Below are 24,565 nucleotides of genomic sequence, written 5' to 3'. Positions count from 1 at the left end.
CCCTTAATGTGCGACCATCGCAATGTAGTAACAGCGCATACAGCGCTCCGCCTCTGCGAGTGCCTCTTCTTGTGTAAAGCCGTATTTCACTTCACGGTTATTATCGCGTCGCTCATCCACGGTCAGAACTTCACTGTGTTGACGCGGCAAGCCCGGAAGCCATCCTTGGATCTTCTCTTTTTTATCATAGACTTTGAGTTTACGGAGGTGATCTTCCATAATCTCATCATCGGTGAGGCTAATCTCACCATTTACCACATAGCGTGACATCACCGATGCGGCACGTTTAGCTTGACCGACTGCATTGACGATCGTCATCGGACCGTATTCGCAGTCCCCTGCGGCAAAAATCCCTTTGCGTGAGGTCATGTAATCTTTTCCGTTGGTTTTGATCGTCGCCCATGAGGTACGCTCAATCTCCCACTCTTGCGGAAGAAGTTTCAAATCGGCGCTTTGGGAAACGGCAGGGATAAGATAATCACACTCCATCTCAAAACTTGCCCCTTCGATTTTCTCCAAATTCGGACGTCCGCCGTTTGGATCAGGGACCAGCTCATAACGATCGATGATCAACGATTTTAAAACATCGTTTTCATCTTTCATCTCCGCAACCGCCGAGTGGAAAATAAACTCTACACCCTCTTCGACCGCTTCGTGATACTCTTCATAGGTTGTATTTTTAATGATTGTTTTCTCATCACGGCGATACAACATCACTACTTTTTTAGCGTTTGCACGGATTGCACAGCGGACAACGTCCATTGAGGTAAATCCGCCCCCGACGCACACCAGCGTTTTGCCGGTCAAATCAACAAAGTCTGTCGATAACATATGACGTTTTTGATCGGCTTCAGGAACCATAATGTCGTATTTAACTTGGAGGTTGACCTTATCCAAAAAGTCGATCGCTCCCCAGTATCCTTGAATCTCGGCACGTTCGTTATCACAATAAACTTTTTTCGAAATACGGGTTCCGGTAGCTACCAATGTTGCGTCGTACTCGTTTTCAAATGAACGCATCATGTCAGCGGTGACTTTGCTATTCGTGATAAAGTTCACCCCCAAAGAGCGAACCGCTTCGATATCTTGATTGTATTTATCAATCGGCATACGGTATTCAGGAACCCCGACTGCTACCTCACCGCCGAGAACCGGAAGTTCTTCGTAGACATCGACATCGATTCCGTCCAGTGCAAGGTAATACGCACCGGTAAGCCCAGCAGGACCAGCACCGATGATGGCTACTTTTTTACCAATTGAGGCTTTTTGCTCGCTCGGATGGAAGAACCCGAAACCGTGATCAGTCTCATAATCGGCACCCAGACGTTTAAGCTCCATGATCGAAATCGGCTCATCCAGATTGCTGCGGCGGCACTCGGTCTCACACGGATGTGGACAAACACGTCCACAGGTATGGGCAAGCGGCATCGTTTGACGGGTCGCCATCAGTGAATCATCAAAACGCAAATCGCGAACACCCTCGATGTATGCCGGAATATCGACATGTGCCGGACAGGCATCCATACACGGAGCGGTGATTTTCGCGATATAGCTGGTATCTTCCAAATGATAATGTTTGGAAGGTTTTTGGTTCTCGATACACGCCATAAACTCCGACTCGAAGTGAGTCATAAGATCAAGCAGCGGATTCGGAACGGTTTTACCGATCTCACATTTGGAAGTCTCCTGCATTGTGCGAGAAACTTCTTTGAGATGCTCCATATCGGCGATTGAGCCCTCACCGCGAGCGATTTTATCGAGCAAATCGTATAAAATACGTCCACCCCATCGTCCCGGTGCACAGCGTCCGCACGCTTCAGAATAGACCTGATACTGCGCCGCGTATTCCGTTGCTAAACGAACGACATCGACATCAGGATTGAAAAGCGCCACACCGTCCCAACCGATAAACGCTTTGGAATGGGCATGTTCGTTGTATTCCAACGGAAGGTTATAAGCAGAATTTTCCCAAGCATCGTCAGCTTTGCCGATGTTATTGATCTGCTCACCCCGCCACGTGGAGAAATAGACTTTACTCACAAGCATTCCTTATTTTTTGACCACAATGGTCCAGTCAGCTTCGTTGAATTTCAACGAGTTCATGAGCTCACACCCAAGTTCTTTAACCAAATCAGCGGACTGCTGTACGGGTGTAAAATCACCGATTTCAAATAAGAAAATCAACACTTCACCCTGTGCTGCTTCATTTTTGATAATTTCGGACATGCGGCCTGCAAAGTTCTCTTTCAAATGACGTAAATCGTAACGTTTCACTGCATGCTCCTTTTAGCGGTCAACTTCACCGAAGACGATGTTAGTCGTCCCGATGATAGATACAACGTCCGGGATATAGTGACCCGGCAATAAGTCGGTCAAAATTCCGGTGTGCCAGAATGACGGCGCACGAAGTTTTAGACGGTACGGATAAGCTCCGCCTTGAGAATTGATGTAATACCCAAGCTCACCTTTAGGCGATTCGGTCGCAACATAAACTTCTCCTACCGGAGGACGCATCCCCTGTGTCACAAGGACAAAGTGCTGCATCAACGAGTAGTTTTGGGTCATAATGTCGATTTTCGGTGCCGAGATATATTGAGGGGCATGTGCCATAAGCTCAGGCCCAGTCTCAGCGTACATATCGATCACTTGGTACAGGATTTTCGCCGATTCACGCATCTCTGCCATGTAGAGTTTATAACGGGCATAGTTGTCCCCTTTATCGGAAACCGGAACGTTGAACTCAACTTCGTCATACAGCTCATACGGCTCTTCTTTACGGATATCCCACTCGACGCCAGACGCACGGAGCATTACCCCTGAACATCCCCAACTCTGAGCCATCTCTTTAGAGATAACCCCGACATTTTCCATACGCATCAACCAGATACGGTTGCTGTCGAGAAGGTCTTCGTAGTCTTTGATGTTTTCCGGCAATTTATCGAGGAATTTACGCAAATCGGCGATAAAGTTATCCGGCAAATCAAGCGGTACACCACCGATACGGATCGCCGCATGGGTTAATCGCGCACCACAGTAATCCTCGATCAAGTCCATCAAATACTCACGCTCACGGAACGCAAATAAAAACACCGTCATCGCCCCGATATCGAGCGCTGTCGTCGCCAACCAGAAAAGGTGAGACATCAAACGGTTCGTCTCAAGAAGCATCATACGGATCACTTTTGCACGGCGCGGAACATCAAGCCCGATTAGCTCTTCCACTGCCAATGCAAATCCGTAGTTGTTTGAACTTGAAGCGATATAGTCCATACGGTCCGTTGTCGGCATGAACTCATTGTAGATCATGTTCTCCGCCATTTTTTCCATACCACGGTGGAGGTATCCGATATCCGGATGCGCTTTTGTGATCTGCTCTTGCTGTAAATGGAGCATCAAACGAAGCTGTCCGTGAGCGGAAGGATGCTGAGGCCCGAAGTTTAGGATCAGTTCATTATCGTGCCGGTCAAACGTAATGTTTTCGAAAAAGGGTCTAAGTCTATTGGATTGCTGCATACATGATCCTTAACGGTCGCGATCAGAGATCACGACACTTTTTTCTGCGTCAAATTTTTGGATGAGGAATACTCCCTCATTCTCTTGGTAACATAACGGCGTATCCGGTTCACCTTGGCTGATGTCGGCACCGTGCGGTACTTCGTGACCCAAACGGGAAAAACGTTCGGTGTCGTAGCGATCCACACGGGCAGGATCACGGTTTTCAGGCCCGATAATCTCTCGTGCTTCTTTACCGAAAATTTTATCGACTTCATACCATTGAGCAAACTCATCCCCTTGGAGCGGATAGGTTTTACGAAGCGGGAATCCTTCCCAGTCATCCGGCATCAAGATACGTTTCATAAACGGATGGTTATTGACCACTACGCCAAACATGTCGTACATCTCACGCTCTGACCAGTCAGCTGAACGGAAAAGGGATGAAACACTTTGAATCGATTCTTTTTCAGAAATTTTACATTTGATACGAATACGTTTGCGTTTTGACATACTGAGCATTTGATAGAAAATCTCAAATTTCCCCTCTTGCGCCAACCAGTCGATCGCAGACATCTCCGAGAGTTGATTGTAACCCAACTCATTTTTAAGTAGTTCAATTACACTATGGTTGTCTGCTGCATTAATCACGACAACCATTTGTTTGACTTGGATATACGCATCCAAAACGTCGAACGAAGCTTTAATCGCTTCGAGATCGTGAGCAAATACCGCATCTTCACTGACATCACTTTTCGCTACTTGAGGGGCAACCCAGTAACGGTCGGTGTAATAAGGTTTTTTCTGTACGTCGTCTTTAGGGGTGTAAGCTCTCATTACATCAACCTTTTTGGTTTTTGAGCGCGAGATGCACTCTCACGTCGGATTTTTTGCTGTAACAGCAATACGGCATATTGCAATGTCTCAGGACGAGGCGCACAGCCGGGAAGATACAAATCGACCGGAATAACACGATCAACCCCTTGAACCGTTGCATAGGTATTAAACATACCGCCCGTGTTGGCGCATGAACCCATTGAGATAACCCATTTAGGTTCCGTCATTTGATCGTACAAACGGCGAATAAACTCCGCATGTTTTTTCGTCAATGTTCCTGCAACGACCATCAGCTCTGCTTGACGCGGAGAAGCACGGAAAATCGTACCGAAACGGTCGAAGTCATAGCGTGATGCCCCTGAAGCCATCATCTCGATACCGCAACAGGCCAAACCGTAGGTCAATGCCCAGATAGAATTTGATCGACCCCAGTTGACTACTTTGTCGATTGTCGTCAATGCGACGGGAAGTCCACCGTCTTTGAGATAATTTACTTGATGTTGTGCCATTCGAGAGCCCCTTTCTTCCACGCATAAACAAAACCGATAGCCAGTAATAAGATGAACATCATCATCTCAACGAATCCGAACCACCCTAAAAGTTTAAAATCAATTGCCCATGGAAACATGAAAACGATTTCCACATCAAACAATAAAAACAACAACGCAAACAGATAAAACTGCGTTGAAATACGGTTCGGCTGCTTTGTCACTTCAGGTCCACATTCGTAAACCGAGAGTTTAATCTTTTCAGTATCTTTAGCCGCTAGCGCGCGACTCGCTAAGCGTGCAATGACTGTTGTGGCATAAAATGCACCAAACGTTAACACAAACAGTACAAATACCCCAAAATAGGGATTTGCTACGTTGTAATGCTCCATAGTTCCGACCTTCTTGTGGTTGATGGCATATCCCGCAGCAGAGGAATTCTCCGCCACGCTATACGGTTTTTATAAAAACAGTTATTGCACTATAACAAAAAGAGAATTAAACAAACCCTTATCAATCCCACATTTATATGGGTCTGTCACTATAAGAAACATTAGCATATTGGGTTTTGGAGATAAATGTTAAATTACGTAACACTTTTAGGAGATTATTCTAATTTCGTGTCAAATCGGAACAATCTAACGAATGCAAGTCAAAAAATTTGCATTTTTCCTAAAACTTTTTGTGCTACTTATTGAAGCAATGTTAATTTTTCTCTTGAAGCATACGATCCAATGTCGCAAATACGCCATCACTGGCGTGTTCCATCTCTTCAAACACTTTTACAAAGTGTTCTGAGCCGATCCCCTCTGTTTTCATCAAATCAAAAATCTTATGGGTTGAATTATGCACAATCGCATGCGGGCTCTCCAGTGACGAATAGCTGGCAGTTTTTTTGAAAAAATTGGCACCTTCTCCTTCATAATACCATTTACCCAAACGACAGTTATGATGATCGACGAACGCAAACTGCTCTTTATGCGTAATAGCGGAGAGATACGTATTTACTTTCCAGATAATATGATCAAGCTTTGCCAAACTCATAAATACGCGTTCCGCCGTATGCTCGGTACTGCTAAAAGTTTCACGCATCATCTGTGCGTTGCGATCCATATTGGCATTGAAACTTGTAATCGATTCATTCGATTCTTGAATGCTTTCTTGAACCTGCTCAAACTTCTCACCGATCGTGGTAACATCCTGCTTCATCGACTGCAATGAGATATTGATCTCACTGATCGCTTTGTCCGTTCTATCAGCAAGTTTACGCACTTCATCGGCAACTACGGCGAACCCTCGTCCGTGCTCGCCGGCACGAGCCGCTTCAATAGCCGCATTAAGGGCAAGTAAGTTGGTTTGATCGGAGATATCTTTTATCAGTACCAAAATGCTGGCAACATCCTGCGCCCGTTCTGATAACGCCCCTACTGTTTCCATCGATTCAAGGGCTAGATGGTTTAATCCCTCTAACGTATTGGATATGCTTGATGCTTTATGCCCTAGATCAACGATATTTTCCAACAATGCAGTAGATTGGGCAATATTATCTTTGGATGAAGAGACCGATGTGGCCATATTTCCCTGAACATCGATCAGATTTCTTTTGAGCTGTTCGTTTTGATAGGTCATCATTATCGATGCATTCTCACATTTGTTTTGATCATTTTGTTGTTGGAAAAGGAGTTCTTGTTCGCGTAAACGCTCTTCTAAGCGTCGGTTCTCCTCCTGAAGAGCAGTATTGTCTTGTTTAACACGTTCTAACTCATTTTTTAATGCAGTATCTTCACCAAACCAACCCACAGTATGCTCCCGTAATCACGCTTTTTTTTACTAGTCGTTGATTATACTCTGAGTGATGCAAAAATACAACATTTATTTAAAAATTAACAATGATAGTGATTATTTTTTGATAATTTTAATGATTGATGAATCCCATCGATTTTTCCCCTTCGAAACTGCCGGAACGCTCTTTCTTAATTTCGCCAATGAAATCTTCAAGTTTAAAGCTCCCCTCTTTGCGTGCAGCAACCTGATAGGCGGTATTTTTGACGATCAGATTGATCTGCCCGCCCGTAAGAGGATAAGAGGCGAGTTTCTCCACATCAAACCCTTCCTCATACGGTGCATTTTTCGGAAGCATCATCTTCCACAGTGTGACACGCTGTTTCTGATCCGGTTTTTTAAATTCGATTTTATAATTGAATCGGCGCGAAAAGGCCTGATCGATGTTTTCGAGGAGGTTGGTCGTCGCGATCAAAATCCCCTGAAACTTTTCGATTTGCTCCAAAAAGATATTTTGCATCTGATTGTGCATCTGATCGGCGGATGTCCCCGCACCTTGCGAACGTGATGAAAGAAACTGATCGGCTTCATTCAGGAGCAAAATCGGTTCTGTTTTCGTTTGCTTCGTGAGATCCGCATAGGTATCAAAAATCTTTCTCACATTTTTTTCCGACTCACCGACGTACATCGAGAGGATTTTGGAGCAGTCAAAACTCAAAACCTGCCGCTTCAATGAGCGTGACAGCGAGTGTGCCGTAAGGGTTTTCCCCGTACCCGGAGGGCCATAGAAAATAATCCGTGCATCGATCCCCGCTTTTTTATCTTTGACTCCCCACTCATGGAGGCGCGCGATCACTTCACGATCGAGCTGACGCATCAGGTTTTGAAGCGTCTGTTCGGTCGATGGGTTGAGGACAACATTCTCTAACGACGTTGTCGGCTCAATCAGCTCAAAAATCTCCTGCTCTTTGATTAGCATATCGAGTTTGAGCTTGCGTACTTTTTTCTTTTTCTGCGGATGCATAATCGACTGAAGCACCTCATCGACGATGTAAAAAGCGCGGGAAATACCGCCGAACGGGTTGAGCATCTCCTCATAATCGATCACCTCTTCGTTGATGAGACGGGCACCGTCTTCAAGAAGTGCACGGTTTTTGATCCGCTCATAATCATCGAAACTGATCAGATCGATGAGGGTATTCATCTCTCGCAGATTTCCCTCGGTTGCACTGTACTCTTCTTTGAGAAGTGCGAGAAAAATGACCTGCTCTTTGGGTTCGAGTTTCTTTTGTTTGAAAAAACGATCGAGTACGACATCGAGCGAAGTTTGGGCAATCCGCTCATCAATCCGCTTTTCGAGAAGATCGAGTTTGTTTTGGATACGGTTGATCCCCAAAGAGTGTTCATTGCCGTTGTGACGGATAATCGACATCTTTTGATAAAGTTCGATACGAAAAAATTGGTCTTGAAGATATTCCAAATGATCGGCGTAGGGTTTAATGTCGGGGAGAGTCATCTCCAACGACCCCTCTTCGAGGAGCTTCATAAAAATCGACGTAAGTGCCACAGGCGTGTTATACAGTTCCAAATGAGAAAGTTCACTGATTTTAAGCGGGGTAAACGAGTGATGGGTCATCCATCCCAGTTCCAGTAATGTCTTCACTTCTCCGAAATGGCTGAGATACGTATAATCATCGGCTCCGTACAGTTCTTGCAGTAATTCTGCCACAATCACATCTTCTTGAGACTGCAAAAATTTACGGGTGAGAAGCTGTAAAATCTTCGCCTCTTCAACCGTACATTTGAGCTGCGAAAAAATATGGGTGGTTTCTATCGTTTTATTGTCTAAAAAATCAACTAAGTATTTCAATTCAATCCTTGTTTAAGAACCCGCTTGAGAACTTTGCCGGTTGCGGTTTTCGGTAATGATTCTACCACGGTTATGGTTTTAGGGATTTTAAATGCAGCCAAATGCTCTTTGAGCTGTGATTTGATAAAGGCTTGGGTCGTATCTTCATATCCCTCTTCCAGCTCAACAAAAGCGATAGGAACTTCCCCGCTGTGCGGATCATTCATGCCAATTACCGCAGCTAATTTAATCTGCGGCAACAGCATCATCTGCTCTTCGATCTGACGAGGATAAATGTTAATCCCTTTGGAAATAATCAAATCTTTGATCCGATCGACAATATAGATATACCCCTCTTTATCGACTTTGGCAATATCTCCGGTGCGAAGCCAGCCATTTTGAATCGTCTCTGCCGTCGCGTCTGGATTATTGAGATATCCCTGCATGACACAATCCCCTCGCACGATCAACTCACCTGCTTCACCGATCGGAAGTTCCAGCATCTCATCATTAACGATTTTTACCTCATACCCATAAAGCGGCAATCCGACCGAAAGGGTTTTTTGTTTCTCAAGGGGATTGATTGCTACGGCAGGGGAACATTCACTGAGTCCATACCCCTCTAGCATTGTAGCACGCTTGAAGGTGGAGCGGAATCGATTCAACGTGTCTTCGCTCAGTGCAGAACCGCCTGAAATAAAACAGCGGATAGAGTTAAACCATAAAAAATACCACGGCAATTTGGCACGAATCAAGGCGTTATATATATCAGGAACTCCCATAAAAATCGTTACCCGTTTCAGAAGCGTTTGTTTGATGATATTGCTAAAGGGTAAGATGGAGGGGATAATCACAAACGATGAACGGGTAAAAAACGGCAACATAACCATAATGGAAAAAGTAAACGAGTGAAACATCGGTAAATAGACGATAAAACGGTCACTCGAACATAAATCAAAACGCTCTTTGGCTCCAACGAGGTTAGAGAAAAGGTTGCGGTTACTGATCATCGCCCCTTTGGGGTGTCCCGTCGTACCGGAGGTGTAAAAAATAACGGCGGTATCGTCCAGCTTTGCGGGTGATGGTCTATGCGTATGCAAATGATCGGATAAAATCTCATCCAGTACCAAATGTTGCGAATCCTCAATCGGAGCCTGATCGATCCAAATGGTATGTTCGATTGTCTCTACCGTTTCACTCAGATTACGCACCTCTTTGGCAAACTTAGAAGCCGTAATCAATATTTTTGCACCGCAATCGCCGAGAATATAGCGATACTCTTCATTTTTGAGCATCGTATTGAGCGGTACCGTAATGGCCCCGAGTTTACTGATCGCAAAAACACTTTGGACAAACTCGATACCGTTAGGACAAATCAGCGCAATACGCTCACCCTTGCTGATTCCGATAAGTTCCAATGCCCGTGCGAAACGGTCAACATTTTCTAAAAAACTCTGATAGCTAAAACTTTTGTCATCGATAAAAATCACTCTTTTCGAAGGATTTTCCTCTGTAACGCGCTCAAGCATCGCATAAAAATTCTCATACGGGTAGTGAATCAAAAGCGATACTCAATTCCGGCAGTCACTAAATAAGCACGGGCGTTGGAAAACTCACCGTTAATCGATGCATTGTGTACTTCACGCGATTTTTTAATATCCACCAAACCGGCTAAACCGATATTCCATTGATCATTGAACTGATAACGTCCGCCCAGTGAGATAATCCATGCATCCGAATCGGGAAGTTCATATCCGAGTGTCGATTCCGGCACCGGAGATTCATCGTACGCTGCGCCTGCCATGGCTGTCCATTTATCATATTGTTGGGTCACTCCTAGACGGTAGCTGTTGGTATTTTCCCAGTTTTTACGTACCGGAGCATCAAAGTAAGGGGCCAATCCGCCAATGGATGTAGGATAATTAAAGTCCAAATAGTCATAAGCCGACCACATGGTCCGCTCAAAGACTGCCTCTACCGTTGTTCCGTGACCGAAAGTATAGGAAGCTGCTAAATTTAATGCAGCAGGCACCGGAACACTAACACTTACATCACCGTTATACGCTAATGTAGCTCCAGAATAAAGTTTGGCATTCCCTTCAACCGACAAATCAATATTAGAACGATACGTGACCGCTAAATTTACTCCGGGAACCGGTTTATATAAGAGTGCGAGGTTATAACCATAATCAATTGCATTCCCTTCCATATCTCGTGAAACGGCCGCACTACTTTTGACAACACCGCTGCTCGAAATAATCCGAAATCCTACACCCAAACTAACACGGTCGCTTAATGGAACGGCTATTGAAGGATTAATTTCTACGGTTTGTAACGTAAACTCTTCCGCAGTCGCTTTAGGGGTAGCATGTTCCCATCGTTTTGAAAGCCCAGCCGGTACTACAATACTCAGCCCGGCACGCGCACCATTTTCACCCAATTTTTTAGAAGCAAAATGGAGAGTCGGAACCAAAAAATTCTCTTTTTTAGAACTGTAATCACTCGTTCCGTCAAAATCTATCGCACTAAGGCCGATATACGTCGCATCGACTTCGAGCAAATTCGCATCATCGTTATAGACCATCGCCGCAGGATTGTAATACGCCGCATCGGCTCCATGAGAAGCAGCCACATACGCCGCACTCAGCGCCATACCATTAATCGAACTCTCCGGGATTTTGTATCCCCCTGCCATAAGTGTTGCTGATGCGATAATCGATAGTGTTAAAATTCTCATTTTTGCTCCATTCCATACAAAAGTTCAATCTCCTGAGCCCAAATCGTCTCATCGATCGTTTCAAGCACCAGAGGGATATCATCCATCCGTGGATCGTTCATAATAAATCCAAACGCATCCAGCCCGATTTTTCCTTTTCCCAGTGAATCATGCCGGTCGACATGGCTCCCTAAATCGGGTTTGGAATCGTTGATGTGCATCCCTTTAAGATAGTTAAATCCGACTATTCTATCAAACTCTCCCCAAGTTGCATCATACGCCGCGCGGGTTCGGATATCGTAACCTGCGGTAAACATATGGCACGTATCGATACAGACACCGACGCGCGATTTGTCCTCTATACGCTCTATGATGGCACTCAAATGCTCAAATCTCCATCCCAGATTGGACCCCTGCCCCGCTGTATTTTCAATGACAAGAGTGACACCTTCGGTAACACTTATCGCTTCATTCATGCTTGAGGCGATACGGTCGATACACTCTTCCTCGCTGATTTGTTTCAAATGGCTCCCCGGATGAAAGTTCAAACGATCCAGTCCGAGCTGAGTGCAGCGATTCACCTCATCGATAAACGCTTCAAGCGATTTTTGCCGTTTATCCTCTTCGGGATGACCGAGATTAATCAGATACGAATCGTGCGGTAGAATGTGTTTCGGGAGAATCCCGCTTTTGGCGAGATTCGCTTTAAACAGAGCAATCGTTTCCTCATCCAATGGCTTTGCCGCCCACTGTTTTTGATTTTTAGTAAAAAGAGCAAATGCTTTAGCTCCGATTTTCATCGCGTTTAATGGGGCGTTAAAAACACCACCCGAAGCGGAGACGTGGGCTCCTACAAATTTAGACATATTAATTTCCTTGTGTATTTTTTAATATTTGAACTATTTCCAAAATGGAACTAACTCAGGCAATTATTGGGAAATTCCGAATAGTTCGATTTACGGAAAAAAGCGATACACTTCTTTGCGATGCAAAAATCGGGACAATACAACCGCATCGTCAACCAATGCAATCCCCATACGATACTGCCCTATACGAATTCGATAATAATTGTTATAGCCTTTGAGTTTTTTGAGATTTGAGAGTTCTTGTAACGAAGCAGAAGTTTCCAACAGTTCAATAATATGCACTATCTCTATTTTTATATTTTTAGGAACATTCTCAATGTCTTTTAAAAATTGCTTTTTGATTTCAAGACGCATTTAACGCCTTTAAAAGCTCCTCTTTACTGACATTTTCACTTTTTAGTCCCTGCTCGATTGCATGAGCGAACGCAAAATCTTCTTCATCTTCATCGATAATTGAAATCTCAACAGTTTTTTGTTTAAACAATGTTTTAATAGATTCCAAAAAATCGATTGTCAAATCATCGGTATTCAAATGATACGTAGCTTGCATCTCGTACCCTTTCCATAGAAATTCATAAGTTATGTATTATATCACAGTCGTCGAATTCTCTCCACCGCCTCTTCGAGTACATCCATGGGTTTAGAGTAACAAAAGCGGACCATATTTTTTCCGCTATAGTCGTGATAAAACGCCCGTCCCGGAACCGAAGCGATCCCTGTTTTTTCCAGTATCGCCATCGCTTTCTCAAAATCATCATTTCCCGCCACACTGCTCACATCGGTCATGACGTAATACGCTCCGCTAGGGATACTCGGGTTCAATCCCGCATCGCGTAGCGCATCGCAAAAAAGGTCACGCTTAACCTGATGGAGTCGGGCAAGTTCTATGTAATACTCATCCCCCAAACTCTCCAGCCCGACCGCCGCACCGATCTGAAGTGGTGCAGGGGCGCAGACGTAGATGAGATCGTTGAGCTGTGCCATCGCCTCGATAACGCTTACAGGAGCTATCGCGTATCCCAATCGCCATCCGGTGATGCTGAACACTTTTGAAAATCCGCTCAATACGACACATCGATCACGCAGACTCGGAATGCTGAGTGCCGTGATATGGATCGCATCGCCGTACAAAAAGTGCTCGTACATCTCATCGGCAAATACGATCAAATCGTGTTTCTCGGCAAATGAACCAATCGCTTCGAGTTCCGTACGGGTATAAACTTTACCGCTCGGATTGGCAGGATTACAGATTACCATCGCTCTCGTTTTCGGGGTCACAACCGCTTCGAGTGCTTCAATATCCAGTTTCCATTCCGGTGCTTCGAGACGAACAAACGTCGGCACGGCACCTAGTGATGTGAGGGTGGAGCGATGATATCCATAATAAGGCTCGAACACTATCACCTCATCGAGCGGATTAAGGAGTGCCATACACGCCGTATAAAATGCCCCCGTAGCACCATCGCTGACCAATACCTGTTCAGGAACCATATCAACCTCGTAAAACCGTTTCATCTTATCGGCTATCGCTTGACGTAAGCGGGGCAATCCCTCGGTAGGAGTGTAGATGTTAATCCCCTCATTCATCGCCCCATACGCCCCCTCGATCACGGCACGTGGGACTTCGAGATCACAGACCCCTTGCGCCATATTGATTCCGTTTATTGCGTTACACGCTCTCGTCATAGAGCGGATATGGGATTGTTCGATCGTACCGCTGCGTTGGCTCAGTTTCATATGTTATAGCTCCCTAATAAAGAGGGAATTATAACTTATCGCGCAAAAGCTTGATAAGAATTGCCAGTAAAACAATCCCCGACCCTGCCAAAAGGGCAGTTCCTATTTTCCATAGCACTGCATTCGCTAATCCTATCGCAATCGCTATGGCAACCAATCCGCTCACGGCCAACCCCCACTGCACACTTGCCCATTGCGTTGGTAGAAGCTGATGAAGCATCGGTACTTCTCGCTCATCGATGTAGGGGGCGTAGCGTTCAAACCATACCAAAAAAGGGACAATTTTATACAAATGTGCCGTGATTAAAAAACCGAGAAATCCAGCCGTCAAAAACCAAAAGGAGAGGAGAACCGCTTTTTCGCTTCCTACTATAATCCCATAAACACCTAACCCCATTGAGATAACCAGAGCGATAAACGCCACTGCGAGTGAACGTTCCCAAATATCGGTATAGCCCCGTTTTTTCGAGGTGAATATCCGGTACACCTGCACCATATAAAAGCCAACCGATCCCATCCCAAAAAGGAGAGCAACCTTCTCTAGCCACTCTAGCTGTAATGCCGATGCGAGGATCATCCCGATAACTGAAACGATCATCGTAGTAAAACTGATGGTATGCTCTCGATCCGAAGGGCGGTTGCACGCGCCGAACATGGGGAGCAATACCGTACTCACCCCCATAATATTGAGCATCACGTATCCGCCGAATACGGCAAATATATGCCCCATCCGCCACTGCGTCGGATCGATAGGGATCATTCCACCATACCCTAACGCCATCATCAGACCGATTCCCAATCCTACGCTTAAAAAAAGGGTACTCCACTGCATAGAGAGGGTAACACTGGTTCGGCGACGACTGCGGTGAAGCGTCATAAACAGATTAAACACAAAAAGACTCAATGCACCGAGGATAAAACCTCCCCCTACCCCGAGCAAAGAAGGATTACGAATAAATCCCATGGCCAAAAGGGCCGTCCCGATCATTAAAAGAGGCCAAATCCATCCGAACACTCTAGGGTAGCGGTGATGCACCTCGCCGACAACCACGGAAAGCTGTCCCATCGCCCCGATAATCACCATCATCACAAAGCCGATCATGTAAAGATGGACCCACCCGATCACTCGGAAATCACGCAGTGTAATATCAGAGGGCAAAAAAAATAAGAAACTCATCGAGACGATATAAAAAATCACTGCCGCTATAAAATAGGGGGCAATCCATCTGAGCGGAAGGGAAAAATCGGGGGAGACGTTCATAGAAACTCTTTTTAATAGCGATTGTAACTTAGAACATCATGGGATAGATTGATTGTTATCAAGATCCTCAATCTTGATAATCAGGCTATTGAGTCGATCTTTAAAATAGATCTCCCCTTTGCCACGCCGATAGACAATATCCATTTCATCATTTCGGATAAACTGCAAAAGCCTCCCGTCGCACATCTCCTCTTTCCCACGCCCTGCAAAGATATCTTTGCCCAGTAAAACATTGCGCATCGTGTCACGCGGATAATCAGGGTTGAGATACTCTTTGACAAACGCCTCTTCGCTCATACATCCCACACTCACACATACCTGATCGTCAATCGCAATTTTCTCAACCGCAACTCCGGCAGTAAAAAGCTCCACTTCGACCGAAGTATCATCATGGCGAATATAACCCGTATCGGCAAATTTAAGTTTCGGAGTTTTAAGGGTAATAATTTTGGGTTCACTGAGAGTGTAATGCTTGGTTGAACACCCTGTGATTAGGAAGAGAAGGATACTAACCCATAGGATAAAGAATTGCAGCATGTACCTCATCCAGTTTTTGGAGTATTTCTTTGCTCAGCGTCATATCCATTGCCGCCAAGCTCGCATCGAGCTGTTCTGGCGTTGTTGCACCGATAATCGTAGAGGCGACAAAATCAAACTGTTTGCTCCACGCAATTGCCATCGTCACCGGATTCAGCCCCGCTTCGGCTGCGATACCAAGATATCTCTGTGTCGACGCCAATGTTTTATCGTTCATAAAGCGTGCTGCCATCAGACGTTGACGCTTATTGGACGATTTGACGTAATCACTGAACCGTCCGTGTGCGTTGATATCTTGGTTGTATTTTCCGCTCAGCACCCCTCCGCCCAACGGCGAATAGGGGAGCAGTGATATTTTCTCTTCGCGGCACAGGGCACCAATCTCGGTCAAATCACGACGGTTTAGGAGCGAAAAGTTGTTTTGGATCGACTCGAAACGGGCTAACTTTTCGTATTTGGAAACCATCAGCGATTTCATTGTCCCCCGCGCACTGTCGTTGGAGGTTCCGATATAGCGTACTTTACCGCTTTGCACCAGCGCATCAAACGCCCTCATCGATTCCTCTATGGGGACAATCGTATCGGGCCAATGCATCTGATAAAGATCGATATAATCGGTACCGAGCCTTTTCAAAGAACCCTCAACTGCCCGCTCGATGTGAAACCGGTCAATCGCCGTCAATCCGTGACGGATAGGGGGGACAAACCATCCTGACGCCGCACCCGCTACTTTTGTCGCCAAAATAATACTTTCACGAGGTTTGGTTTTGAGCCATCGCCCGACCATCTCCTCGGTCACTCCGGCAAGGCTCTCTTCGGGAGGGACAGGATAGAGTTCTGCAGTATCGAAAAAATTCACCCCTGCTTCATAGGCTTTGTCCATAATCGCAAACGCATTTTTCTCATCACACTGACTTCCGAACGTCATCGTCCCCAACGTAATCGGCGATACGCGCAGCCCACTGCGCCCGATATAGCGATACTCCATAAATTCTCTTTTTAGTGTAATCAATTTGTTACGCTATTCTACCGTTTTTTGCGATACAATTAAGACAATACAATTCAAACGGGAGAGAACAATGGTAGATATTCTTCGTGAAGCACAAGGTCAATTTCAACAGGTTCATCAACTGCTCGATGAAAAAAATGTCCGAGACGGGAATTATTTCACACAACTCAGTATTGCAACCGAAGAGGCCTATGTCCTGATGAACGAAGGGATGTGCGCCAATACCTCCGTATGCCATGAATGTGCCGATCACCGCGATTTTATCCGCTCAATGCTGGATGTTCTGGGTGAGCTTGAAGTCAACGCATCTGCTGCCAATAACTATACCGATAAATTTGCCCAATATGCAGAACGTATCAACAAAATCTTAACCAATATAAAAACCGTTCTCGCTTCATAAGCCACTCTGTTACTATTTACCACAGTAGCGTACGAGTCAGTTATGCGTTATAATCTATCCAATGGATAGAAATCTTTTACACAATTTTTTTCAGCGCAATCTACCTCAGGATATGGAACAGTGCATAGAACTGTTCTCTATTTTCGGGGGATACGATGTATCGATCGATACCGATGAAAGGGTTGAATCGCTCATCACTCGCCACATACTCGAACACTTCGAAATCCATCGGGAGCATCTCCTCTCACCGCTTCATGACGATCCGCTCTATCTCAATCTTCTGCATGCGGTAGCCGTTGGTGATCGACGTCAAGGATCAGCCTATCGTCGTGCCCGTATCGGCAAAGAGCGAGGAGCCGAGGCCTTTGAATTTTTACGCTATAGCGGTTATCTCACACTGGAGCGTTCACGCGAAATGCCGCTGGAACGCGCCCATCCGAAACAGCGGTTTAAAAAAGAGATCGAGCATCATCGGATTTCTCATAAATACCGGTTTACTTCTCCGTTTTTACGTTTTTGGTTCGCTTTTGTAGAACCTTTCGCACCCTCAATCCGTGAAGGGAATTTTGAACGTTTTCTGGATCATTTTCAAGAACACTTCAATGCCTTTGTCGGCTTTACCTTTGAAGAATTATGCGATTTGTATATTCGCGAAATTTTGGCTCCTTCATTTCAAAACACTCTTCTCGATTCGGGAAGCTATTGGAATCGTGAAGTAGAGATTGATCTGTTTTGTGAAACGATGGAAGGGGAGATCTGGGTCGGAGAGTGTAAATGGACAAACCACAAAGTGAACAAAAAAGAGTTTCATAAACTCGAAGAAAAATGTACCAAACTCTCCATCACACCCGATAAAATTTTATTCTTTACCAAACGGGGCTTTTCAAATGAACTGCGGGATATGAAAGACAAACGGCTTTACCGTTTTTGTGCCGAGGATCTATTACCTTTAACTAACCGCTTGTAATGCACCGTATGCTTCTTGGAGAAGTTGGAATTTCTCGGTATATTTGTTGATAATATTAGGGCTTTTCTTTTGTACACGGTCGGGATGATACCGTTTTGCCAATGCGCGATACCGTTTTTTCAAATCTTCTAGGGGTGAACCCATCGGAATCTCGAAAATAGCATGGTAGCGAATCATTTTATCGATCGCATCGTTACCGTACCCCCATCCAGAGTAATTTCCGTACAACCTGCTCATAAACGCATCATCATAGCGATAATTGATTTGAAAATGGAGTACTTCACGACGATTGAGGGTTTTTTCAAGCCGTGCTTTGGCAACAGAGGTAGTAACATCGATGTACAAATCCGTTGCGGTTGCACTAACAACCAAAGAAGAGAGCTGTTGCTTAAGATAGCGCATCACCCATCGATTTTGTGTTCCAAAAGAGAGTTTAACCCGATCCGGACCATACGCATAAAGTGCAACATTGACGATTTCACTTTTACGATAGGGGACTTCGATACGAACGGCAGCGCTTTTGCATCGTTTCAATGATCGGCTGTAAAATGAGCCGGAAAGCTCATTCATTTTTGTATACCGCACACTTAGATTTTCTAAAAAATCCTCTTTTTGATCCGATGAATTTTCATTATTGAGTACCAGCACCCCATTATCGAGGAAAAGGGTGTTTTGAATATGATGGTCGAAAAACTCTTCCATCCACGGCTCTTCGAGGGTATTTGAGCTCCCTTGAACGAAGATAGCGTTATGGCGCAAAACAACTCTCACAGATACCCCCTGCTTAGCGATTATTACATTCACTAAAGCAAAATGGGTTCCAATTTATTCTTTAACGATTATTCCGTAACACTCCGGTCTGCGGTCTCGGATCAGTCCCCAGTAGTGGCGGTGTTCGCGGATAGATACCGGATCGAACTCGCTGTAGAGGATCTCCTCACGGTCGCGTGAAGCTTCAGCTACTTTTGCACCCGTGTGGTCAGTGATAAACGAGCTTCCATAAAACGTGAGACTACAACTCTCCCCTGCTTCCTCTCCGATACGATTCGCGGCAATGACAGGGATGATGTTCGCGGCAGAGTGCCCCATCTGTACCCGCTGCCAGTGGGATGCCGAATCGACACCGATCTCCGGCTCGCTTCCGATCGCAGTCGGATAAAAAATCATATCCGCACCCATAAGGGTCAGACTACGCGCCGTTTCAGGGAACCACTGATCCCAGCAGATACCGACCCCGACATTGCCGAATCTGGTTTGCCACACTTTGAATCCCGTGTCACCGGGAGCAAAATAAAACTTCTCTTCGTATCCGGGACCGTCAGGAATATGAGTCTTTCGGTAGTTTTCCATTACGGTGCCGTCCGCATCGATCATCACAAGAGAATTAAAATAGCGCTCACCCGAGCGCTCAAAATAGCTGATCGGCAATACAACACCGAGTTCTTTGGCCAAAGCGCTAAAGTGCGCGATGAGGGGGTTATCTTCGAGAGGTTGTGCCCAATCGAAATATTTTTTGTCCATATCCTTGCAAAAATAGTACCCCTCAAACAGTTCAGGGATCAAAATGATATTAGCTCCATTACGCGCCGCCTCACGCACCATCGATTCTGCTTTGAGAATATTAGAAGCTTTATCTTCACTCATCTGCATCTGTATTGCTGCTACTTTAACCATTCTCATTTCCTTACACCGTTCACAATGGCGAAATTATAGCATTGCTCCATTACACTTCTAACCAAATCTAGCCCAAAAATATTATTAACTTTTAATCTGTTCAGTGATATTCTGACTCTATGAGAGATTAAAAAGGGGATAAAATGAAATTAGATACCCAATTCAATCCGCTTCCTCAGATGACTTCTGAGATGAATAAGCGTGATAAAACACTCGAAAAAATAGCCGCAGCCGTAGAGTTAGGGATGCAAGATAGCGCTTCACGCTCAATCTCAGACATGCTGCAAAGTGAGATTTCTACCATGTCACAGGGGCTGATGAATGCCAATGACGGCGTTGCCATGATGCAAATTGCCGGAGGGACACTCAATTCTCTCAGTGATCAAACCCAAACTTTGAATGATCTCAGTGTCCGCTACAACAGCGCATCATTGAATTCATCTCAAAAACAAGAGTTGCAAGGTGAATTTAACCGTACCGTAGAATCGATGCAGCAAAGCATCGAGAGCAGTAGCTTTAACGGCAAAACTCTGTTTGGGAATAGTTCAACCCTCTCATTGGGAGAGAGTACGATCAGCGCATCACTCCCTGAACTATCCACGGTTTCACTGAGTATCGACAGCCAAGAGAGCATCGAGTCTTACAGAAATTCACTGATACAAGCAAATTCGACAGTCGGTTCCACGACCAACGGCTTAATCAGTGCTTCTAATACTCTGCTCGATCAAATCACAGCAACCTCAGCGGCAAAAAGTCAAATCGCCGATACCGACATGGCAAATGCAATCAAAGATTTTCAACAAAGCAATTTAAAATTGGATGTGGCTCAGATTGCGATGGCACATCGAAACGATATGCTTCAACAAAATGTTACGAGATTGTTGGGGTAAGATCGGATTTACATCCGATCTTTAGCTTGGATTCCGAGTAATGAAAGTCCTGTTTTGATGGAGAGGGCAACAACAAGTAGAAGTTTGAGTAGTTTCGCCTCATCTTCGGTGCCGATAATACGGGTATCGTAATAAAATTTATGCAAACGTCCCGCTAATACTTTTAGATAATCGGGAAGCTTTTGCGCTTGGCGCGATTCGAATGCATCCTCGATGATTTCCGGCAACAAAAGTGCTTCAAACAACAATCCGTCCGCATCGGCACTCAACCCGTGTAAATGGGAGAGCATAATCTCTTCAACCGTTTTTTCGCTTTTGGCAATCAATGTCTGAATACGGGCATGAGCGTATTGGATATAGTAGATCGGGTTAGAGCTGTCTTGACGCTTGAGCTCTTCGATATCAAATTCGAGTGCGGTATCACACTTTTTAGAGGCGAACATAAAGCGCAGTGCTTCCGCACCGATCTCTTCGACGACATCGCTCATGAGGATGACAGTTCCGGCACGTTTGGACATCTTGAACGGTTCACCCTCTTTGAGCAGACTTACCATTTGAGAGAGGAGTACTTCGAGCTTAGAGGAATCGTAACCCAAAAAGGTAATCGCCGCTTTGACACGGGCGATGTAACCGTGATGATCCGCTCCCCAGATGTTGATATAATCCTCGAATCCGCGCTCGAACTTTTGGTTATGGTAGATGATATCACCCGCAAGATACGTTGGACGACCGTCTTCACGAACCACTACTCGGTCATGATCATCGCCAAATTCGGAAGATCGGATAAAGGTTTTGCCTTCGTTGAGATAAACACCTTCACCCATTTTTGCCATAACACGATCCCACTCATTATAGAGAGACGCTTCCCCGACAAAGGTGTCAAAATGGACGTTAATCGCTGCCAAATCTTCCACGATAAGGGCTAAAATTTTATCTTTTGCCCAAAGAGCCAGCTCTTTTTGAGCGCTCTCATCACGAAGTGCCTCTTGACCGAAAAGCTCTACCGCCTCTTTAGCCAAATCGCTGAGATATTCGCCTCGATAGTATTTTTCCGGCCATTCTACCTCTTCGCCGAGCAGACTAGAACGCCCTTCAAGCTGCAAAGAGACCCCGAGAAGATCAATTTGATTGCCCGCGTCGTTGACGTAATATTCTGCCGTAATATCGTAGCCCAAATGACGACCTAGACGGAGCATTGTGTCACCGTAAACGGCTCCACGCGCATGTCCGATATGAAGCGGTCCGGTAGGGTTGGCACTGACAAATTCCAAAAGGATAGAACCTTGCTTATCGCCACTGCCAAACTCTTCGCCATGACTCAATGCCCACGAAGCGTATTCATCTAAAAACGACTCGGAGAGGCGGAAGTTGATATACCCCTTGACTGATTCAACGGCACCGAACATATCGTGATCGCTGAACGATGTTGCGATCTCTTCGGCAATCGCCATGGGTGATTTTCGAAGTTCTTTGGCAAGGGAAAAAGCGATAGGGGTAGCGAAGTGTCCGAAAGAGCGATCTTTCGGTTTTTCGAGGATAACATCACAATTGAATTTATCGCGCAACAGCGCACTGACTCGCTGTTTCAAGAATTACGCTTGTGTAGTAGTTTTAGGAGCTTCTACCGTTGTAGATGCTGTTGCATCGACTTGTTTTGGAGCTTCTGTCGGAGTAGTTGTTGCTACAGTCTCATCGTCTTTCATCTCTTTTTTGAAATTACGGATACCTTGTCCAATCCCTTTTGCAAGGTCAGGAATTTTTTTCGCACCGAATAACAAAATAACAATCCCGAAAATCAATAATAATTCGGTTCCGCTTGGCATACTCATGATTAGAGTCCCTTCTGTAGAAAATTAAGTGGGGAAGTATAACGTATTTCGATGAATACACCAAAAGTTTTTATTACGACGCTTCCCAAGTTTGGACAAATTCGTTGATTTGTAACGTCGGTATTTTCATCCGTGCCGCTTTAGCGATCGAAATTAAAATTTCAGATGCGTCTTCCAGTTTGTCGTTTACTACTAAAAAATCGTATTCGCTGATCCTCTGAACTTCTCTCTTTGCCATTTCAATGCGTCCGACGATCACCTCTTCGCTATCGGTAGAGCGGTTATGCAAACGCCGTTTTAGCTCTTTGAGAGAAGGGGTTGTAATAAACACCGATGTCGTAATATCACTAAGCCGATTTTGAACCGCATCATGTCCTTGAACATCAATATCAAAAATAACGAGTTTTCCCTCTTTAAGCGCTTTTTTAACCGGGCCCAACGACGTTCCGTAATAGTTGCCGTGCACCACTGCGTATTCCAAAAACATCTCTTGCTCGATTTCACATTTAAACTCATCAACACTGACGAAATGGTAATGAACTCCATCCACTTCTCCCTCGCGTATGGGGCGCGTTGTTGTTGAAATCGAAAAATAGGTAGGACCGATATGATCGGTTATTTTATTAATCAAAGAACTCTTACCGGCACCGCTGGGACCGGATAAAATTAAAATTGCACCACTTCGACGATTCACTGTTCATTCCCGAAATTAATATTAATACTGATGTTAAGACCTTTTAGCGACTTGGCTACTTCTTCGTTTGAAAGTGCTTTTAGCAATGCTTGCAATGCTTCTACCCCTTCGGCATGAGAGGGTGTATGCGGCTGCGATGCCTCCGCATTTTCTGCTTCATACACTACCGGCTCTTCGAAATCTTCACTCAATAATTCAACATCCGCAAAAGAGTCATCTTCCGTATCATCTGCTTCAGACTCTTCTTCCACCTCTTCTCCGATGGCAAGTTTTAGTTCGCGTTCATCAAGCATATCCAACTCATCAAATCCTTCAAGATCATCGGGATCAATCATCTCTTTCTCATCCAAATCCATTTCTTCGGATAAGGTATCGTCAAAATCGAGTTTAAAATCATCCAAATCTAACTCTTTATCGAGAGTTTCCGATTCTAGATCGTTCACCGCATCTTGGATCTGAGTTTCCAAATCGCCTAATTCGTCGTCGTCCAAAAGCATCTCATCGTCCAAATTCGGTAAAAGCATCTCATTATCGAGGTCAAAATCCAAATCACCGAGTTCAGATTCTTCTTCCGCTGAACCGACAGCTTCTTCGGTTTTAGCCTCAAAAGATTCTATCTCTCCAAACGGCTCTTCTTCTAACAAAAATTCATCGCTCAGTTCTTCTGCACTCTCTACTACCGGTTCATCGGCTAAATTCAAAAGATCATCTTCATGGATATCAGGTTCATCAATCCCTTTGATAATAATTTCCTCTTCCACATTCCAATCATCACTTTCGGTATCATCTAAAAGATTTTGAACCTCTTGAACCTCTTCCTTATCCAAAATTGCGGTTGGGAGGACGGTATCATCAAAATCTTCCAAAGAATCTATTTCATCACTAATATTTAGTGTCTCTCCCAGATCGATCTCATCATCCAAATCACCGAAATCAAACGAATCCATCTCACCCGCTTCTTTCATATCCGGCAATGCTTCATCGAGATGAATGGCAAATGGAACTTCAGTTTTAGCAAGAGGTTCTTCACTTCTGACACGCTCAGGAGCAATGGAAACCGACATGGTTTTTTTATCGATTTTGATAAACATATCAACCAAGTCTGTAGGGAGAAACGGCTTATTGATGACATTGTCAAATCCTGCCGGAACCGCTTTTCCACGGGTTGCCATGAGTAAAGTAGCTTTAAACGAAACCAACTCTTTCAGAGATTGAAACAGTTCGTCACTGTAAAGTGCATCATCGATAATCAACAAATCGTAATCGCTCTCTTGAATCTCATCCACGGACCAAATAACAATCAAATCATCTTTGGTTTTTTGTGCGCTGAGAGCTACCAGTTTTCGAACGACCGGATTATCGTTAAAAAGCAAGATTTTCATTGCTACCCCTCTTTAAATGCCCTTGTTCTATCAAAAGCTTCGTGGTATCATTGTAACTAAAAAAAAATTAAATGATAAAACTTCTTACCCTACTTTCTCTCTTTCTCCCCCTTTTTGGTGAAGAAAGAGTTTATCAGCTCCCCGATCATCACACA

General features: G+C 44.8%; 26 protein-coding genes. 3 read left to right on the top strand and 23 right to left on the bottom strand.

All coding sequences use genetic code 11. The features are described 5' to 3' along the window. Window positions 1-3 precede the first annotated feature (3 nt). The 17 genes from A3G19_RS05995 to A3G19_RS05915 all read right to left on the bottom strand — a co-directional run bounded on the left by A3G19_RS05995 (window position 4) and on the right by A3G19_RS05915 (window position 16,553). Entirely contained in the window at window positions 4-2,040 is a 2,037-nt protein-coding gene (locus tag A3G19_RS05995; RefSeq protein ID WP_294871200.1) for an FAD-dependent oxidoreductase, read from the bottom strand. 9 nt (window positions 2,041-2,049) lie between these two features. Then, window positions 2,050-2,274: an NADH-ubiquinone oxidoreductase subunit E family protein gene (locus A3G19_RS05990; protein WP_015652672.1), complete on the bottom strand. Its 225-nt coding sequence runs from the start codon at window positions 2,272-2,274 to the stop codon at window positions 2,050-2,052. Between the two features lie 12 nt (window positions 2,275-2,286). Continuing rightward, complete coding sequence (nuoD, locus tag A3G19_RS05985) at window positions 2,287-3,513, bottom strand: NADH dehydrogenase (quinone) subunit D (RefSeq protein ID WP_294871197.1); 1,227 nt, start codon at window positions 3,511-3,513, stop codon at window positions 2,287-2,289. 9 nt (window positions 3,514-3,522) lie between these two features. After that, window positions 3,523-4,329, bottom strand: a complete 807-nt coding sequence (locus A3G19_RS05980) for an NADH-quinone oxidoreductase subunit C (protein WP_015652670.1) — start codon at window positions 4,327-4,329, stop codon at window positions 3,523-3,525. Beyond that, entirely contained in the window at window positions 4,329-4,838 is a 510-nt protein-coding gene (locus A3G19_RS05975; RefSeq protein WP_015652669.1) for an NADH-quinone oxidoreductase subunit B, read from the bottom strand. Before A3G19_RS05975 ends, A3G19_RS05980 begins: the two co-directional genes overlap by 1 nt. Then, window positions 4,820-5,209, bottom strand: a complete 390-nt coding sequence (locus A3G19_RS05970) for an NAD(P)H-quinone oxidoreductase subunit 3 (RefSeq protein WP_015652668.1) — start codon at window positions 5,207-5,209, stop codon at window positions 4,820-4,822. The genes A3G19_RS05975 and A3G19_RS05970 overlap by 19 nt, the downstream gene beginning before the upstream one ends. A 313-nt stretch (window positions 5,210-5,522) precedes the next feature. Continuing rightward, entirely contained in the window at window positions 5,523-6,617 is a 1,095-nt protein-coding gene (locus tag A3G19_RS05965; RefSeq protein WP_294871194.1) for a methyl-accepting chemotaxis protein, read from the bottom strand. A 115-nt stretch (window positions 6,618-6,732) separates the two neighbouring features. After that, window positions 6,733-8,469 (bottom strand): ATP-binding protein, encoded by a 1,737-nt coding sequence (locus A3G19_RS05960; RefSeq protein WP_015652666.1) that lies wholly within the window; start codon window positions 8,467-8,469, stop codon window positions 6,733-6,735. Next, window positions 8,466-10,010: a long-chain-fatty-acid--CoA ligase gene (locus A3G19_RS05955; protein ID WP_294871191.1), complete on the bottom strand. Its 1,545-nt coding sequence runs from the start codon at window positions 10,008-10,010 to the stop codon at window positions 8,466-8,468. Before A3G19_RS05955 ends, A3G19_RS05960 begins: the two co-directional genes overlap by 4 nt. Then, window positions 10,007-11,185: an outer membrane protein transport protein gene (locus tag A3G19_RS05950; RefSeq protein WP_294871188.1), complete on the bottom strand. Its 1,179-nt coding sequence runs from the start codon at window positions 11,183-11,185 to the stop codon at window positions 10,007-10,009. The genes A3G19_RS05955 and A3G19_RS05950 overlap by 4 nt, the downstream gene beginning before the upstream one ends. Then, window positions 11,182-12,030 carry a deoxyribonuclease IV gene (nfo, locus tag A3G19_RS05945; protein WP_294871185.1) on the bottom strand — a complete coding sequence of 283 codons (849 nt, stop codon included), beginning with the start codon at window positions 12,028-12,030 and terminating at the stop codon, window positions 11,182-11,184. The genes A3G19_RS05950 and nfo overlap by 4 nt, the downstream gene beginning before the upstream one ends. A 90-nt stretch (window positions 12,031-12,120) precedes the next feature. Then, window positions 12,121-12,384: a type II toxin-antitoxin system RelE/ParE family toxin gene (locus A3G19_RS05940; RefSeq protein ID WP_294871181.1), complete on the bottom strand. Its 264-nt coding sequence runs from the start codon at window positions 12,382-12,384 to the stop codon at window positions 12,121-12,123. Beyond that, the gene (locus tag A3G19_RS05935; protein ID WP_015652661.1) at window positions 12,374-12,580 is read right to left on the bottom strand and encodes a hypothetical protein; all 207 of its coding nucleotides are present in this window, start codon (window positions 12,578-12,580) and stop codon (window positions 12,374-12,376) included. The genes A3G19_RS05940 and A3G19_RS05935 overlap by 11 nt, the downstream gene beginning before the upstream one ends. A 41-nt stretch (window positions 12,581-12,621) precedes the next feature. After that, the gene (locus A3G19_RS05930; RefSeq protein ID WP_294871179.1) at window positions 12,622-13,767 is read right to left on the bottom strand and encodes an aminotransferase class I/II-fold pyridoxal phosphate-dependent enzyme; all 1,146 of its coding nucleotides are present in this window, start codon (window positions 13,765-13,767) and stop codon (window positions 12,622-12,624) included. Window positions 13,768-13,795: 28 nt separating this feature from the next. After that, window positions 13,796-15,028 (bottom strand): hypothetical protein, encoded by a 1,233-nt coding sequence (locus A3G19_RS05925; protein WP_294871178.1) that lies wholly within the window; start codon window positions 15,026-15,028, stop codon window positions 13,796-13,798. 36 nt (window positions 15,029-15,064) lie between these two features. After that, the gene (locus tag A3G19_RS05920; protein WP_015652657.1) at window positions 15,065-15,565 is read right to left on the bottom strand and encodes a hypothetical protein; all 501 of its coding nucleotides are present in this window, start codon (window positions 15,563-15,565) and stop codon (window positions 15,065-15,067) included. Then, window positions 15,537-16,553 carry an aldo/keto reductase gene (locus A3G19_RS05915; protein WP_015652656.1) on the bottom strand — a complete coding sequence of 339 codons (1,017 nt, stop codon included), beginning with the start codon at window positions 16,551-16,553 and terminating at the stop codon, window positions 15,537-15,539. The genes A3G19_RS05920 and A3G19_RS05915 overlap by 29 nt, the downstream gene beginning before the upstream one ends. A gap of 91 nt (window positions 16,554-16,644) precedes the next feature. On the opposite strand from A3G19_RS05915, the gene A3G19_RS05910 reads away from it, so the two are divergent. Both A3G19_RS05910 and A3G19_RS05905 read left to right on the top strand, forming a co-directional pair. Beyond that, window positions 16,645-16,974 (top strand): hypothetical protein, encoded by a 330-nt coding sequence (locus A3G19_RS05910; protein ID WP_015652655.1) that lies wholly within the window; start codon window positions 16,645-16,647, stop codon window positions 16,972-16,974. A 61-nt stretch (window positions 16,975-17,035) separates the two neighbouring features. Further along, entirely contained in the window at window positions 17,036-17,941 is a 906-nt protein-coding gene (locus A3G19_RS05905; protein WP_015652654.1) for a DUF234 domain-containing protein, read from the top strand. Here A3G19_RS05905 and A3G19_RS05900 read toward each other — a convergent pair. Continuing rightward, entirely contained in the window at window positions 17,924-18,712 is a 789-nt protein-coding gene (locus A3G19_RS05900; protein WP_015652653.1) for a J domain-containing protein, read from the bottom strand. The two genes, A3G19_RS05905 and A3G19_RS05900, sit on opposite strands and share 18 nt — an antisense overlap. 54 nt (window positions 18,713-18,766) lie before the next feature. After that, a complete protein-coding gene (aguB, locus tag A3G19_RS05895) occupies window positions 18,767-19,621 on the bottom strand; it encodes an N-carbamoylputrescine amidase (protein ID WP_363921830.1) in 855 nt (284 codons plus the stop codon). Between the two features lie 137 nt (window positions 19,622-19,758). Between aguB and A3G19_RS05890 the strand changes: the two genes are divergently transcribed. Then, window positions 19,759-20,505 (top strand): flagellin, encoded by a 747-nt coding sequence (locus A3G19_RS05890; protein WP_015652651.1) that lies wholly within the window; start codon window positions 19,759-19,761, stop codon window positions 20,503-20,505. Window positions 20,506-20,513: 8 nt separating this feature from the next. Here the strand turns inward: A3G19_RS05890 and argS are convergent, their stop codons facing one another. The 4 genes from argS to A3G19_RS05870 all read right to left on the bottom strand — a co-directional run bounded on the left by argS (window position 20,514) and on the right by A3G19_RS05870 (window position 24,410). Next, entirely contained in the window at window positions 20,514-22,094 is a 1,581-nt protein-coding gene (gene argS / locus A3G19_RS05885) for an arginine--tRNA ligase (protein ID WP_015652650.1), read from the bottom strand. 3 nt (window positions 22,095-22,097) lie between these two features. After that, the gene (locus tag A3G19_RS05880) at window positions 22,098-22,334 is read right to left on the bottom strand and encodes a twin-arginine translocase TatA/TatE family subunit (RefSeq protein WP_015652649.1); all 237 of its coding nucleotides are present in this window, start codon (window positions 22,332-22,334) and stop codon (window positions 22,098-22,100) included. A 73-nt stretch (window positions 22,335-22,407) separates the two neighbouring features. Further along, window positions 22,408-23,028: a guanylate kinase gene (gene gmk / locus A3G19_RS05875; RefSeq protein WP_294871172.1), complete on the bottom strand. Its 621-nt coding sequence runs from the start codon at window positions 23,026-23,028 to the stop codon at window positions 22,408-22,410. Next, window positions 23,025-24,410, bottom strand: a complete 1,386-nt coding sequence (locus tag A3G19_RS05870; protein ID WP_294871169.1) for a hypothetical protein — start codon at window positions 24,408-24,410, stop codon at window positions 23,025-23,027. The genes gmk and A3G19_RS05870 overlap by 4 nt, the downstream gene beginning before the upstream one ends. Window positions 24,411-24,565 lie beyond the last annotated feature (155 nt).

The sequence above is a fragment of the Sulfuricurvum sp. RIFCSPLOWO2_12_FULL_43_24 genome (assembly GCF_001829605.1).
GTDB lineage: Bacteria > Campylobacterota > Campylobacteria > Campylobacterales > Sulfurimonadaceae > Sulfuricurvum.
The sequence above is the reverse complement of the archived record's forward strand: the minus strand, read 5'-3'. Positions and strand labels throughout refer to the sequence as shown.

Bases quoted from the DNA above. Each gene is read 5' to 3' on its own strand.
- A3G19_RS05910 (WP_015652655.1), top strand. From the start codon at position 16,645: ATGGTAGATATTCTTCGTGAAGCACAAGGTCAATTTCAACAGGTTCAT.
- A3G19_RS05950 (WP_294871188.1), bottom strand. From the start codon at position 11,185: ATGAGAATTTTAACACTATCGATTATCGCATCAGCAACACTTATGGCA.
- A3G19_RS05935 (WP_015652661.1), bottom strand. From the start codon at position 12,580: ATGCAAGCTACGTATCATTTGAATACCGATGATTTGACAATCGATTTT.
- A3G19_RS05930 (WP_294871179.1), bottom strand. From the start codon at position 13,767: ATGAAACTGAGCCAACGCAGCGGTACGATCGAACAATCCCATATCCGC.
- A3G19_RS05905 (WP_015652654.1), top strand. From the start codon at position 17,036: ATGGATAGAAATCTTTTACACAATTTTTTTCAGCGCAATCTACCTCAG.
- nfo (WP_294871185.1), bottom strand. From the start codon at position 12,030: ATGTCTAAATTTGTAGGAGCCCACGTCTCCGCTTCGGGTGGTGTTTTT.
- A3G19_RS05980 (WP_015652670.1), bottom strand. From the start codon at position 4,329: ATGAGAGCTTACACCCCTAAAGACGACGTACAGAAAAAACCTTATTAC.
- A3G19_RS05975 (WP_015652669.1), bottom strand. From the start codon at position 4,838: ATGGCACAACATCAAGTAAATTATCTCAAAGACGGTGGACTTCCCGTC.
- A3G19_RS05890 (WP_015652651.1), top strand. From the start codon at position 19,759: ATGAAATTAGATACCCAATTCAATCCGCTTCCTCAGATGACTTCTGAG.
- A3G19_RS05915 (WP_015652656.1), bottom strand. From the start codon at position 16,553: ATGGAGTATCGCTATATCGGGCGCAGTGGGCTGCGCGTATCGCCGATT.
- nuoD (WP_294871197.1), bottom strand. From the start codon at position 3,513: ATGCAGCAATCCAATAGACTTAGACCCTTTTTCGAAAACATTACGTTT.
- A3G19_RS05920 (WP_015652657.1), bottom strand. From the start codon at position 15,565: ATGCTGCAATTCTTTATCCTATGGGTTAGTATCCTTCTCTTCCTAATC.
- A3G19_RS05925 (WP_294871178.1), bottom strand. From the start codon at position 15,028: ATGAACGTCTCCCCCGATTTTTCCCTTCCGCTCAGATGGATTGCCCCC.
- A3G19_RS05970 (WP_015652668.1), bottom strand. From the start codon at position 5,209: ATGGAGCATTACAACGTAGCAAATCCCTATTTTGGGGTATTTGTACTG.
- A3G19_RS05940 (WP_294871181.1), bottom strand. From the start codon at position 12,384: ATGCGTCTTGAAATCAAAAAGCAATTTTTAAAAGACATTGAGAATGTT.
- A3G19_RS05880 (WP_015652649.1), bottom strand. From the start codon at position 22,334: ATGAGTATGCCAAGCGGAACCGAATTATTATTGATTTTCGGGATTGTT.
- aguB (WP_363921830.1), bottom strand. From the start codon at position 19,621: ATGAGAATGGTTAAAGTAGCAGCAATACAGATGCAGATGAGTGAAGAT.
- A3G19_RS05870 (WP_294871169.1), bottom strand. From the start codon at position 24,410: ATGAAAATCTTGCTTTTTAACGATAATCCGGTCGTTCGAAAACTGGTA.